Genomic DNA, 12,604 nt, shown 5'->3' with positions numbered 1-12,604 from the left:
ATTAGAACTAAAGGAGTTATAATATGAAGCACAAAATATTAATCGTAGAAGATGAAAGCAGTATTAGAAGTTTATTAAGGGTGAGCTTTAAAAATAGTGATTATATAGTGATAGAAGCATCATCTGGAGAAGAAGGCATTGAAAAGGCAAGGCGGGAAAAACCATCTGTTGCTATATTAGATGTTATGCTACCGGGGATAGATGGATTTATGGTATGTGAAGCTTTGAGAAAAGAATATCCGCATATGGGCATGATTATGCTTACAGCTCGTAGTCAAGATACAGATAAAATTTTGGGATTAAAGTTAGGTGCAGATGATTATGTAATAAAGCCTTTTAATCCAACAGAATTAGTACTTCGCGTACAAGCACTACTTAGACGAATGGATGATGGAAAAAATAAGGATGATGCAATTATTGAAAATGGTTTCTTTAAAATCGATACGAAAGCACATATTGTATATAAAAAAGATGTTGTTATAGATATGACGCCAAAAGAATATTTGTTGATGAAAATGTTTATGGAAAATCCAGGAAAAGCCTTTACAAGAGATGAACTATTAGATTTAGTTTGGGGCTGGGATTTTGTTGGAGATACAAAAATTGTGGATGTGAATATTCGAAGACTAAGAAGAAAAATAGAAGATGATGCATCTAATCCAAATTTTATTGAAACTGTTTGGGGAGTAGGGTATAGATGGAAAAAATCATAATATACGAATAAGTAATAGGGAGAAAGTATGAAAAGTATAAAAAAGAGATTAGCCATTAATTTTATGTTAGTAGTTTTTTTTAGTGTATTGTTTTTTGAAATATTGCTAATTAATTTTGTTAAGCAATATTATTATAAAAATGTTGAAGATGTTTTAACAAATCAAATTACTATTTCTTCTGAATTTTATTCAAGATACTTTTCAAGTGCTACTCTTGAGGATAATGTTTTAGATAATGTAGATGTGTTTTGGAAGCAAACACCTGCCCAAGTACAAATTATTGACCTTTCGGGAAAGGTTTTAATGGATTCAATTGGTGTAACATACAAAGAACCAATAGAAACCAACGATGTAAAAAGTGCATTAAAGGGCCAAAAGGGAACATGGATTGGAAAAGTAAATTATGATGATTATGATGTAATGGCAGTTGCTTATCCATTAAAAACGGATAAAAAAATTGTTGGAGTGTTAAGATTTATTACATCTTTAAAAGAAGTGAATAATGGTATTCAAAGGATTGCTTTTCTTTTCCTTAGTATAGGGGCTTTAGTTATTTTAGTGTCTGGTGTAGTAAGTATTATTTTAGCAAATACGATTACAGAGCCTATAAAAGAATTGACTTGTGTAGCTGAAAAAATGGCATTAGGAAATTTTAGAGTAAGAAGTAAAAAGAGGTTTGATGATGAAATCGGAAAATTATCAGATACATTTAATTTTATGGCTCAAGAGATTGTAAAAAAAGATCAGCTCAAAAACGAATTTATTTCTTCTGTTTCTCATGAAATTCGTACACCTTTGACTGCTATAAAAGGATGGGCAATTCTTTTAAATAAAGAAGAATTTGAAGATAAGGAGACGATGAGAGAAGGACTAAAAATTATTGAAGAGGAAAGTGAAAGATTGACTGCTATGGTGGAGGAACTCCTAGATTTCTCAAAATTTGTATCAGGTAAGATTACTTTAAAAAAAGAAAAAATTAATATGGAGAATTTGATTGAATATATTGAAAAATATATGGGTCCTCGTGCAGAAAGAGAAAATATATACTTTAATGTAGATTATGAAAAGCATATTATACCTATGTGTGTAGATGAAAACAGAATCAAACAGGTACTAATAAATGTTTTAGATAATGCATTTAAGTTTACGAATAAAGGAGGAAGAGTAGATTTTTTTGTTAAACAAGAAGGAGAATATCTAAATATGTTTGTAAAAGATAATGGCTGTGGTATTAGTAGTGAAGATTTACCTAAGATCAAAGAGAAATTTTATAAAGGGAAAAATAGCAAATCAAAGAATGGAATAGGGTTGTCTATTTGTGATGAGATTATTAAACTTCATGGAGGAGAACTGATTATAGAAAGTAAGTTAAATAAAGGAACTACTGTTCATATAAAATTACCTATGAAAAGAAAAAAGTAAAACTTTAGGAGAAAGATTTATGAAAAAAAGAATGATTTTTTGGATTCCTTTATTAATTTGTATAATTTTTCTACAGGGATGTATGGATATAAAGTTAGATATTGGGGAAAGTATTCAAGCCCCTAAAAATCAAAGGATTCCGATAAAAGGAACTTGGAAAATTGAAAAATATAAGATAAAAAAATATAGTAAAGATAAAGAACAAATAAATTATTTAGTAGGAAAGGTGGTAGTATTTAGCAAAGAATCGGTTGTTTTTGGAGATGAAATATGTGAGAAACCAGAGTATAAAGTTAAAAATGTTGATGCAAAAGATTATTTCTTATATACACATAAAGCAGTCGCTAAAGACTTAGGGATTCAGAGTGAAAAAATTGAAGTGATCTCTATTACTTCAAAGAATCAATACTTTTATGATTTTATCAGAATAAATGATCATCAATTAATTGTTTGTGTGGAGGATGTATTTTATTATTTAAGTAAAATATCTGATGCAACTAATCAGGATCAGATTGATAAATATTTGCAAGAAAAAGATGCTACGAAAGAGGAAAAAGAACTAAAGTTTTTAAGTTCAGGCGTTTTAATAGGACTTGCTTCTTCAAAAAACACAAATGAAGGGGATTTTTATAGAACATTATGGATTGCTGCAGAAAACAGAAATCTCTATCCAATAGTAGAAATAAAGGATTTATTTTTACCAAGAAAAAGTGGATTTTGGATTGTGGGAAAAAATCGATTTATGAAAAGAGGATATATAAAGGATGAGATTTTTGCTTATCCATTAGAAAGTAATATAAAAAAAGAAACTTTAGAAAGTATAGATGAGCAGGAAGGGGATGAAAAGGAAAATATTAAAGAAAATATGATCCGGGAAATAGTATTTGTTGGAAATGATTATATTGCAACGGCTTATGGAAAAAATATAAAAAATTTATCAGGGCTTCAAATGCTTCTTGTAGATAATGTTAAAAAGAGTATAAAGATATCGGAGCTTGCAGGAGATGAAGGAAAAGATGCTTTTTTTTATTCAGCACAAGGATGCCTTTCAAAGTTAAGTAAAAGTGAAGTAAGTAAATTATATAAGCCTATGGAGGAAGATTTTACATTATCAAGAAGAAATGGACATTGGATAATGAAGGGAAGATTATACTATAAGGGTAAAAAAGAAAAGTTTTTATCGTTTAACATTAATATGATTCCACCTAAAAAAATTGTTCATTATGATAATTTATATATATCATGGAATGAAGTAAAGGAGAGAGAACCAAAGGCATTGGATATCTTTACTTCTCCTAATAAGGATATAGCCATTGTTATTACAAAAGAAGCAATATATGTATATAGCATCAAAAATAATAAGCTTTCTAATAAATATATAAAAAAAGTAGAATTAAAAGAAGATGAAAGGGTTGTTATGGCAGAGTGGGCAACGGGTAGTTATGTAAAGAGATGGAACAATACTGTTAGCAATAGTTTATATGTTAAAAAATGACCAAGATAGTATTGGTCATTTTTTATGAGCTTTTTTCCAAAGGTTTTTTGGATTATAATTGGATAAAGAAGATAAAATTTTTTGCTGTGAGTCTGGATAAATATTCTCAAGCTTGATCAATAAATTTTTCATATCTTGACGGGTAGTTTTTTTATCCATAGGACAAGGATTTTTAATGACAGGAAGATTATATTTATCAACCATAGATTGTATCAAATCTTCACGTATATATATCATAGGTCTTATAATAGAAAGATCCTTTTTTGTATTATAACTATTTGGGTGAAAAGTTCCTAATTTGCCTACCTTTAGTACATTCATAAAAAGAGTTTCGATAACATCATTACTATTGTGACCTAATGCGATTTTTTTTATGTGATGTTCTTTTGCTACTCTTGACAAAGCACCTCTTCTAAGCTTTGAACAAAGAGCACATGGATTTTTTTCTTTTCTTTCATGAAAAACCACATCTGCAATATTTGTTTTTTCTATGATTAGGGGAATATCATTTTCTATACAATATTTTTTTAGCGGTTGCATGTTCATAGGAAACCCTAAATCTATATGAATGCCAACTAATTCAAAGTCTTTGATATAAGTTAACTGTATTAATTTTAGGCAGAACAATAGAAAAATACTGTCTTTCCCACCAGATAATCCAACTGCTAATTTATCGTTAGCTTTGATCATTGTATAATCATCAATAGCTTTTCTTATATTGTTTAAAAAGAGCTTATTATATTTCTTTTGAAATTGTATCATGAAAAAACTCCTTGCTACTCAATTTTATTTGTAAGCGTTCCGATTTTTTCAATATAGCATTCGACTACATCACCTGATTTTAAGAACTTAAATGGCTTAAAGCCTAATCCAACGCCTGAAGGAGTACCTGTTAGAATAATATCTCCAGCTCGTAAGTACATTTCTTTTGATAGGTCACTGATAATATAAGGAATATCAAATATTAAGTTTTTCGTATTTGAATTTTGTCTAATTTCACCATTGATACTGCATTTTATATCTAATTCAACAGGGAAAGGAATTTCACTCTTATGTACGAGATAGGGACCCATTGGACAGAATGTTTCAAGACTTTTTCCTCTAAACCATTGTGAATGTTTTCTTTGAATATTTCTTGCAGATATATCGTTGACAATTGTATATCCAAAGATATATTTTTCAGCCTCTTCCTTTTTAATATTTATACCATCTTTTCCTATGACAATAGCTAATTCTACTTCATAGTCTATCATGTTTGTTATATTTTTATGATTTTTAATAATATCTCCATTTCCTATTGCTGGATCAGCAATCTTTGTAAAGTATATTGGGAATTTAGGGATTTCATTATCAGCTCCAGGAAGTCCTACAACTTCTTTTGCATGATCCATATAATTTTTTCCTAGGCAGATTAGATTTCTACGAGGGTAAGGAATGGGTGCGCATAATTTGATGCTTTCAAGGGGGATAGCTTCAAAATCATGTGCTTTTAGGGTATCTTTTATAGCTTTAATGAGTGTATCGTCTGAATTTTCTACGAAATCCCTTAAAGTTTTTGGTATGGCTATACCTAGCTTGTTTAAAATTTTTTTTATAGGTATGATATTTTCTTTATTTTCACTTAAAATGCCAAATTGTTCTTCTCCATTATAATGAAAAGTAGCAAAATACATGGTATTACTCCTTTCTTTGTTTGAATAAAAATTGCTTTAATAAATTTCTACGTTTAAATCTTAAATCCTTTATTTATTTAGTCATTTTCAAACGGTTTTCTGCAAGTAAAAGATCCACCATTCTTCCATAACTATGCACACCGTCCTTTTGATGATTTGCTTTAAGATAAGCGTTGTTTAGTCTTGTGGACGTGCGTTCTATAGGGCCTTTATATTGTTGCCAAAATGATCTTAAATAGCTTAAATCTCTCTTTAATCCTTCGCTATATTTTTCCTGTAGTTTTTTATATTTTTTTAGATCTACTTTATATAGTGCATTCATAGAATGAATCAATGCCAAAAGAGTTCCAGAGTATTGAAAATCTTTATCAGGATGCATACTACATGTTAGATAAGCAATATAGTTTGCTTCATCTTCCCTTGAGAAGCCTCGTTGGTGAGCCATTTCATGACAGGCTGTACTAGGTATTGAGCTATCTGATATTGCTGTATTCACATTGGCTTCTCCTGTAAATGGACAATAAATTCCAGCTATACCTGTATAGGACATCAAATGAGAGAAAGTAATCCTTTTAGGTCTACCGTATTTTCTCCCTAGTTCAGGATAAATGTTTGCTGCTTTTTCATATCCTTTAGAGGCACGAAGAAAAACATCTGAAGAACCCTTTGGAAGCATCATAATCCCATCTTTATTTTCTATTACTTGAGATCTTAAATCATTTGCTTTTTCAATAAGATGATTACATAAGATTTCTAGTTCTTGAACAGTTGATGGTTTTATTTCAAGGTTTGCAATTTTAGAAAAAGGAAGACGACAATAATTGAAACCCCAGATCATAATAAAAACAAAATAAATAATACTGACAAAAACTATCATATTTCCTATGCAATTAAGGATAGTAAATTTTCTCTGATTTTTATTTTTTATAAAGCATAGAATAGTTTGAATGAACATTTTTATAAAGAAAAAAATAAGCGATATAACTAGAAATTCAGCTAGTGAAAATGGAAAAATACCAGTAATAGAGCTTAAAATTTGCATAATTTGCTTATAGATTATATTTGCATATACTGTTTCAATTAATTGAGGATGCAATGAGGCTATATGAAATAATGATGATGTAATAGGGATCAAGAGTATAAAAAGAAACTTAGTATATATTGTTTTTTTCATAAAAAATTTCCCAACTTTCTATTTTGTTATGGATATATAATATTATACTTAATATTTATATTAAAAGTATAAAGAAGTTATATCTAAGATTATAAATGCTTATACTAAAGAGTATACAACAATAAAAGACAAAATATATTTTGAAATTTTATGCATAAATGGAGTTTTAGAGGAGGTATGAATGATGAAAAATAATGAAGCAGGTCTATCTGCATGGGGACTTACTATGATGGCGTTAGGGACAGTTGTAGGAGGTTCATTTTTTCTAGGTTCGGCTATTGCTATTCGTGCTTCAGGACCTGCAGTAATTATTGCATATCTATTAGGAGGTGGATTAGTTTATTTAATTCTTTTTGCTCTTTCAGAAATGACTGTAGCTGATGCAGACCCAGGTTCATTTCGTACATTTGCAGAGAGAGAATTTGGTCCATTAGTTGGATTTATTGTTGGATGGGTATACTGGACAGGCCTTGTATTGGCTATGTCCAGCGAAGCTACAGCAGTAGCATTGTTTTTAAGAGTATGGTTTCCGAAGATATCAGTTTCTCTTTTAGGAATGCTGATTATTATAGGAATTACATTATTAAATCTTTTAGGGGCAGAAAGATTAAGTAAACTTGAGAGTGGATTAGCTGCTATAAAGTTGTTAGCAATTGTAGGTTTTATTGTGATAGCTTTTGTATTGGTAACAGGAGTTATTCCGGATATGGCTGCTATCGGAATAGGTCAATTAAAAAATGAACCATTATTTCCTAGAGGAATTTCAGGAATTGCAGGAAGTATGTTGATTGTAATGTTTACCTATGCAGGCTTCGAAATTATAGGGTTAGCTGCTTCTGAAACGCCTGATCCAGATCATACAGTGCCAAGAGCAATTACTTATACTGTTTTGGGATTAGTTGGATTATATACAGTAGCAATTGCATTGCTATTGCCTCTTATTTCTACAGAAGAGCTTACAGAGGAAGTAAGTCCATTTGTAGCAGCACTACAAGCTAAAGGAATTAATTGGGCTGCTGGGATTATGAATATTGTTTTGGTTACAGCTATTCTTTCTACAATGCTTGCTGCAACTTTTGGATTAGGAAGAATGATACGTTCTTTAGCAGATGAAGGTTATGCACCAGTATGGGTAAAGGATAAAACAGATGTACCTTATAGAGGGATAATATTTTCAGGAGTTGCCATGTTGTTAGCACTTGGAATGTCTTTTATACTACCAAAGAAGGTTTATTTATTTTTAATTAGTTCAGGAGGATTTTCATTATTATTTACTTATCTTATTATTTTGGCAACACATTATAAATTTCGGAAATGTGAAGGATGTCCACCAAGAGGAAATTGTCAACTTATTGGGTATCCATATACATCATGGATTGCCATTATTTTGTTGATTGCAATTATTGGAAGTATGCCATTGATTAAAGGACAAGGCTTGGGTCTTATAGCAGGATTAAGTTTAGTAGCATTTTATTCTTTATGCTATTTTATATCAAAGCATAAAAAAAATAATACTTGAAATGAACCCTCATGAAATAGAGGGTTTATAATTTTTTGCTATTTTAAGTAATTGATCCTTTTCATTCAAATTTGGATTTTCTAGAACCTTATCAAGAAGCTGTTCTAATAATATGCCTACCTGTTTTCCTTGAGGAATGCCAAGTGATATGAGGTCATTACCAGTAATTTGTAAATCTTTTAGCTCTAAAGGATGCTTTTCTTTTAATATTTTTTCGACTGTATTTTTTACATTTAAAATATTAGAAAAATCACTATGTGCTTGTGATTCCTTGATGAGTGCTATTTTAAGTGCCCAAAAATTTTCTAAATTTTTTATTCCAATTCTTATCATAAATTTTTTTATATCTTTAATACTAGAAAAATCAGGTGTATATAAGCTTTCATAGATTAATAAACATACATTATTGATTGTTTTATTATCAAACTTTAAATTTTTTAATATATTATTTACTGTTAGAGGATTATTCAAAAAAAGATTGATATAAAATAAGAATGCTGACAGTCGAATTTCTAATATTTTAGGTGTATTGTCTAATAAGAATAATATACGATTAAATAGATCTTTAGGAATATTTTTAAATTCAGGTATTATAAATTCTAATAAATGTAGATCACTTAAAAGAAGTATACCATTTGAAGGCTTATGGGCTAAAAGTATTTTCACTATTTCATCTCTTATCCTTTCTTTGCTGATATTTTGAATAAGCTTTCTTTTCAAGTACATAGCATTTTTTGTTGTTTCCTCTAAATGAAAATCTAATTGTGCGGTAAATCGAATACCTCTTAAGATTCTTAAGGCATCTTCTTCAAACCTTTTTTTAGGTTCTCCTACACATTTTATAATTTTTTTCTTTAAATCGCTTTGTCCATTAAAATTATCTACTAATCCTTTTTTAGGATGATAGGCCATAGCATTTATAGTAAAATCACGTCTTGATAAATCTTCTTTAATATAATCGGTAAATATGACTTTATCAGGTCTTCTATTGTCTAAGTAATTTCCATCAATTCTATATGTAGTAATTTCAAAATGTTTTCCATGAAAAAGTACTGTAACTGTTCCATGCTTTATACCTGTTTTTAGTACCTTTAATGAATAACTAGTAAAAATATGAATTATTTCCTCTGGTCGTGCATTAGTACAGATGTCCCAATCTTGGGGTTTTCTTTTTAGTAAAGCATCTCTAACACAACCACCAACTACATAGGCATCAAAGCCATGATTATTTAATAAATGAAGAATTATTGCAGGTTCTTTTGGTATATCTATTTTCATTTTTAGTTCTCCTTTATATAGATTTTGATTTATAAAGTTCAATATATTAATCGTATTTCCTCTATTAAATTATTTACCAATATTTATGAAAAAATTATTTTTCCCAAATTATTGACAAAAAATGCGTCTATTGGTATGATAAAAATACAAAATTGATTATTTTTATGAAACAGATCACATGACTGGCGGAAGTGGAATAAACCACATGGGAGTGTGATTTTGAGAAATGCCGACCGCCTGGGCGACAAGTCCAGGGGGTCTTTATGTTTTTTTGATACCTCGGACTTGTTAATCTATGTCAGGGAGGGAATTTTAGGTTGAGAAGAGAATGGACAGGATTTATAGAAGGAAATTGGACAAAAGAAGTAGATGTAAGAAGCTTTATACAAAAAAACTATACTCCTTATGAAGGAGATGAAAGCTTTTTGGCGGAAACGACACAAAAAACTGAAAAGGTATGGGGAATTTGTAAAAAACTGTGTTTAGTAGAATTAAAAAAAGGTGTATTAGATATTGATATAAAAAATATTTCAGGAATAGATAGCTTTAAACAAGGTTATATAGATAAAGAAAATGAGGTTATTGTAGGACTTCAGACAGATAAGCCATTAAAGAGAATAGTCAATCCTTTTGGTGGTATTAGAATGGCAAAGTCTGCTCTTGAGGCTTATGGATATGAAATGGATAGTGGAATGTATGAAGTATTTCAAAATTATAGAAAAACTCATAATCAGGGAGTTTTTGATGTATATTCAGAGGAGATAAAAATAGCAAGATCGGCAGGACTTTTAACAGGACTTCCTGATGCTTATGGAAGAGGAAGAATTATAGGAGATTATAGAAGAATTCCTCTATATGGGATAGATTTTTTAGTAAATGAAAAAATAAAGGATCTTGCTGATTTAAATGGTGTCATGGATGAAGCATTAATAAGAAAGAGAGAAGAGGTAGCAGAACAAATAAAAGCATTAAAAAAAATAAAAAATATGGCACTCTCTTACGGAATAGATATTTCAAGACCTGCCCAAAATGCTAAAGAAGCGGTTCAGTTTATATATTTTGGGTATTTGGCTGCCATAAAAGAGAATAATGGTGCCGCTATGTCGCTTGGGAGAACAAGCGCTTTTATTGATATATATATTGAGAGAGATTTTAAAAAGGGTATTATATGTGAAAAAGAGGCTCAGGAAATCATTGATCAATTTATAATAAAGCTTAGAATGGTAAGACATTTAAGAACGCCAGAGTATAATGAATTGTTTGCAGGTGATCCTAATTGGATTACGGAGGCTATAGGAGGAATGGGGATAAATGGAAAAACTTTGGTTACAAAAACTTCTTTCAGGTTTTTGCATACACTAACAAATTTAGCTCCAGCATCAGAACCAAATATGACTGTGTTGTGGTCTGAAAAGCTTCCGGAAAAATTCAAGAGATATTGTGCAAAAATGTCTATTATGACAGATTCTATTCAGTATGAGAATGATGATATTATGAGACCTATTTATGGAGATGATTATGGGATTGCTTGTTGTGTTTCAGCAATGAAGTTAGGAAAGCAGATGCAGTTTTTTGGGGCGAGATGCAATCTTGCAAAAGCTCTTTTATATGCAATCAATGGTGGAATAGATGAGAAAAAAGAAATTTTAGTTGTGCCAGAAATTGAAAAGATTGAAGATGATGTATTAGATTATAATAAAGTGAAAGAAAATTATTTTAAGGTTTTAGAATATGTAGCAAAGCTCTATGTAAATACTATGAATATTATTCACTATATGCATGATAAATATGCTTATGAAGCAGGGCAAATGAGTTTACATGATACAGATGTAGGAAGAATTATGGCCTTTGGAGTAGCTGGACTCTCAGTAGTAGCAGATTCATTGAGTGCAATAAAACATGCAAAAGTAAAACCAATAAGAAAGAGCGGCATAGCAGTAGATTTTGAAATAGATGGAGAATTTCCTATGTATGGAAATGATGATGATCGAGTAGATGGAATTGCTGTTGAAATAGTGAAAAAGTTTATCAAAGAATTAAAGAAGCATAAGACATATCGAGGTGCAGAGCATACTTTATCAGTACTCACGATCACCTCAAATGTGGTATATGGTGAAAAGACAGGTGCAACACCAGATGGAAGAAAGATGGGAGAAGCTTTTGCACCGGGAGCAAATCCTATGCATGGAAGAGATAAAAGTGGTGCTTTAGCATCACTCAATTCTGTTGCAAAGATTCCTTATAAGGATGTTTGTCAAGATGGTGTTTCAAATACATTTACAATTGTACCTGAAGCTTTAGGTAAAGATGTATATACTAGAGTGAATAATTTAGTATGCATATTAGACGGATATTTTTCTCAAGGTGCACATCATTTGAATGTAAATGTATTAAATAGAGAAACACTCATAGATGCTATGAATTATCCAGAAAAATATCCTTCATTAACTATCAGAGTATCTGGATATGCTGTTAATTTTAATAGACTTACGAGAAAACAGCAATTAGAAGTGATCAGTAGAACATTCCATAAGAATATGGTCATATAGAGGGAACTATATGATAGGAAGAATTCATTCAATAGAGAGCATGGGACTTGTAGACGGTCCGGGTATAAGAACGGTAGTGTTTTTTCAAGGTTGCAAATTAAGATGTGTTTATTGTCATAACCCAGATACTTGGGATATTCATAAAGGAGAAGAGATAACAGTAAATGAATTAATGAAAATTATATTAAGATTTAAACCATATTTTAAGGCTTCAGGAGGAGGGGTAACCTGTTCAGGAGGAGATCCACTTATGCAGCCTGAGTTTTTAATAGATTTTTTGAAATTATGTAAAGAGAATAATATTCACACAGCCATAGATACTGCTGGTTTTGGAAAAGGAAAATATGAAGAAATATTAAAATATACAGATTTAGTAATTTTAGATATAAAACATGTAAATGATACAGGATATAAGAAATTAACAGGTAGAAATATTGAAAGCTTTGAAAGATTTAAGGAAGCAGTTGTAAATGCTCATATGAAATTATGGATAAGACATGTGGTTGTTCCAGGAATAACAGATAGCAAAGATCATATAAAGCAGCTTAAAAATATGATAAGGGAGTTTAAAAATGTGGAAAAAATTGAGTTGCTTCCATATCATAATTTGGGGGTTAATAAGTACAAAAAAATGGGAATCCCTTATAAATTAGATGGGATTGAGCCAATGTGTAAAGAGAGAATATTAGAGCTTGAAAAATATTTAAATATTGTTTAACAAAAAACCTGAGATAATCAGGTTTTTTGAGTTAAGACCTGATATGCTAAGGGAGTTGCTATT

General features: G+C 30.2%; 10 protein-coding genes and 1 riboswitch. Of the genes, 6 read left to right on the top strand and 4 right to left on the bottom strand.

Annotated elements, in window-relative coordinates:
• Nucleotides 1-23 precede the first annotated feature (23 nt).
• From KVH43_RS12660 to KVH43_RS12650, 3 genes are read left to right on the top strand one after another with little or no spacing between them, the layout of a single operon-like run.
• The gene (locus KVH43_RS12660; RefSeq protein ID WP_218282876.1) at nt 24-713 is read left to right on the top strand and encodes a response regulator transcription factor; all 690 of its coding nucleotides are present in this window, start codon (nt 24-26) and stop codon (nt 711-713) included.
• Nucleotides 714-740: 27 nt separating this feature from the next.
• A complete protein-coding gene (locus KVH43_RS12655) occupies nt 741-2,135 on the top strand; it encodes a sensor histidine kinase (RefSeq protein ID WP_218282875.1) in 1,395 nt (464 codons plus the stop codon).
• Nucleotides 2,136-2,154: 19 nt separating this feature from the next.
• Nucleotides 2,155-3,630 (top strand): hypothetical protein, encoded by a 1,476-nt coding sequence (locus KVH43_RS12650; protein ID WP_218282874.1) that lies wholly within the window; start codon nt 2,155-2,157, stop codon nt 3,628-3,630.
• A gap of 15 nt (nt 3,631-3,645) precedes the next feature.
• Here the strand turns inward: KVH43_RS12650 and KVH43_RS12645 are convergent, their stop codons facing one another.
• The 3 genes from KVH43_RS12645 to KVH43_RS12635 all read right to left on the bottom strand — a co-directional run bounded on the left by KVH43_RS12645 (nt 3,646) and on the right by KVH43_RS12635 (nt 6,477).
• On the bottom strand, nt 3,646-4,392 hold the full coding sequence (locus tag KVH43_RS12645) for a tRNA lysidine(34) synthetase (protein WP_218282873.1): 747 nt from the start codon (nt 4,390-4,392) through the stop codon (nt 3,646-3,648).
• A gap of 14 nt (nt 4,393-4,406) precedes the next feature.
• Entirely contained in the window at nt 4,407-5,303 is an 897-nt protein-coding gene (locus tag KVH43_RS12640; protein WP_218282872.1) for a fumarylacetoacetate hydrolase family protein, read from the bottom strand.
• A 73-nt stretch (nt 5,304-5,376) separates the two neighbouring features.
• Nucleotides 5,377-6,477: a DUF3810 domain-containing protein gene (locus KVH43_RS12635; protein ID WP_218282871.1), complete on the bottom strand. Its 1,101-nt coding sequence runs from the start codon at nt 6,475-6,477 to the stop codon at nt 5,377-5,379.
• A 184-nt stretch (nt 6,478-6,661) separates the two neighbouring features.
• Between KVH43_RS12635 and KVH43_RS12630 the strand changes: the two genes are divergently transcribed.
• Nucleotides 6,662-7,996 carry an amino acid permease gene (locus KVH43_RS12630; protein ID WP_218282870.1) on the top strand — a complete coding sequence of 445 codons (1,335 nt, stop codon included), beginning with the start codon at nt 6,662-6,664 and terminating at the stop codon, nt 7,994-7,996.
• Nucleotides 7,997-8,005: 9 nt separating this feature from the next.
• Here KVH43_RS12630 and KVH43_RS12625 read toward each other — a convergent pair whose 3' ends face one another.
• Nucleotides 8,006-9,274 (bottom strand): CCA tRNA nucleotidyltransferase, encoded by a 1,269-nt coding sequence (locus KVH43_RS12625; RefSeq protein WP_218282869.1) that lies wholly within the window; start codon nt 9,272-9,274, stop codon nt 8,006-8,008.
• 168 nt (nt 9,275-9,442) lie between these two features.
• Nucleotides 9,443-9,524, top strand: a riboswitch (ZMP/ZTP riboswitch).
• Between the two features lie 67 nt (nt 9,525-9,591).
• Here KVH43_RS12625 and pflB point away from each other — a divergent pair.
• Both pflB and pflA read left to right on the top strand, forming a co-directional pair.
• A complete protein-coding gene (pflB, locus tag KVH43_RS12620; protein ID WP_218282868.1) occupies nt 9,592-11,823 on the top strand; it encodes a formate C-acetyltransferase in 2,232 nt (743 codons plus the stop codon).
• Nucleotides 11,824-11,836: 13 nt separating this feature from the next.
• Nucleotides 11,837-12,541, top strand: a complete 705-nt coding sequence (gene pflA / locus KVH43_RS12615; protein ID WP_218284173.1) for a pyruvate formate-lyase-activating protein — start codon at nt 11,837-11,839, stop codon at nt 12,539-12,541.
• Nucleotides 12,542-12,604: the final 63 nt, after the last annotated feature.

The sequence above is a fragment of the Crassaminicella indica genome, from assembly GCF_019203185.1.
Classification (GTDB): Bacteria; Bacillota; Clostridia; order Peptostreptococcales; family Thermotaleaceae; genus Crassaminicella; species Crassaminicella indica.
This window is presented reverse-complemented; position numbering and strand designations above follow the sequence as displayed.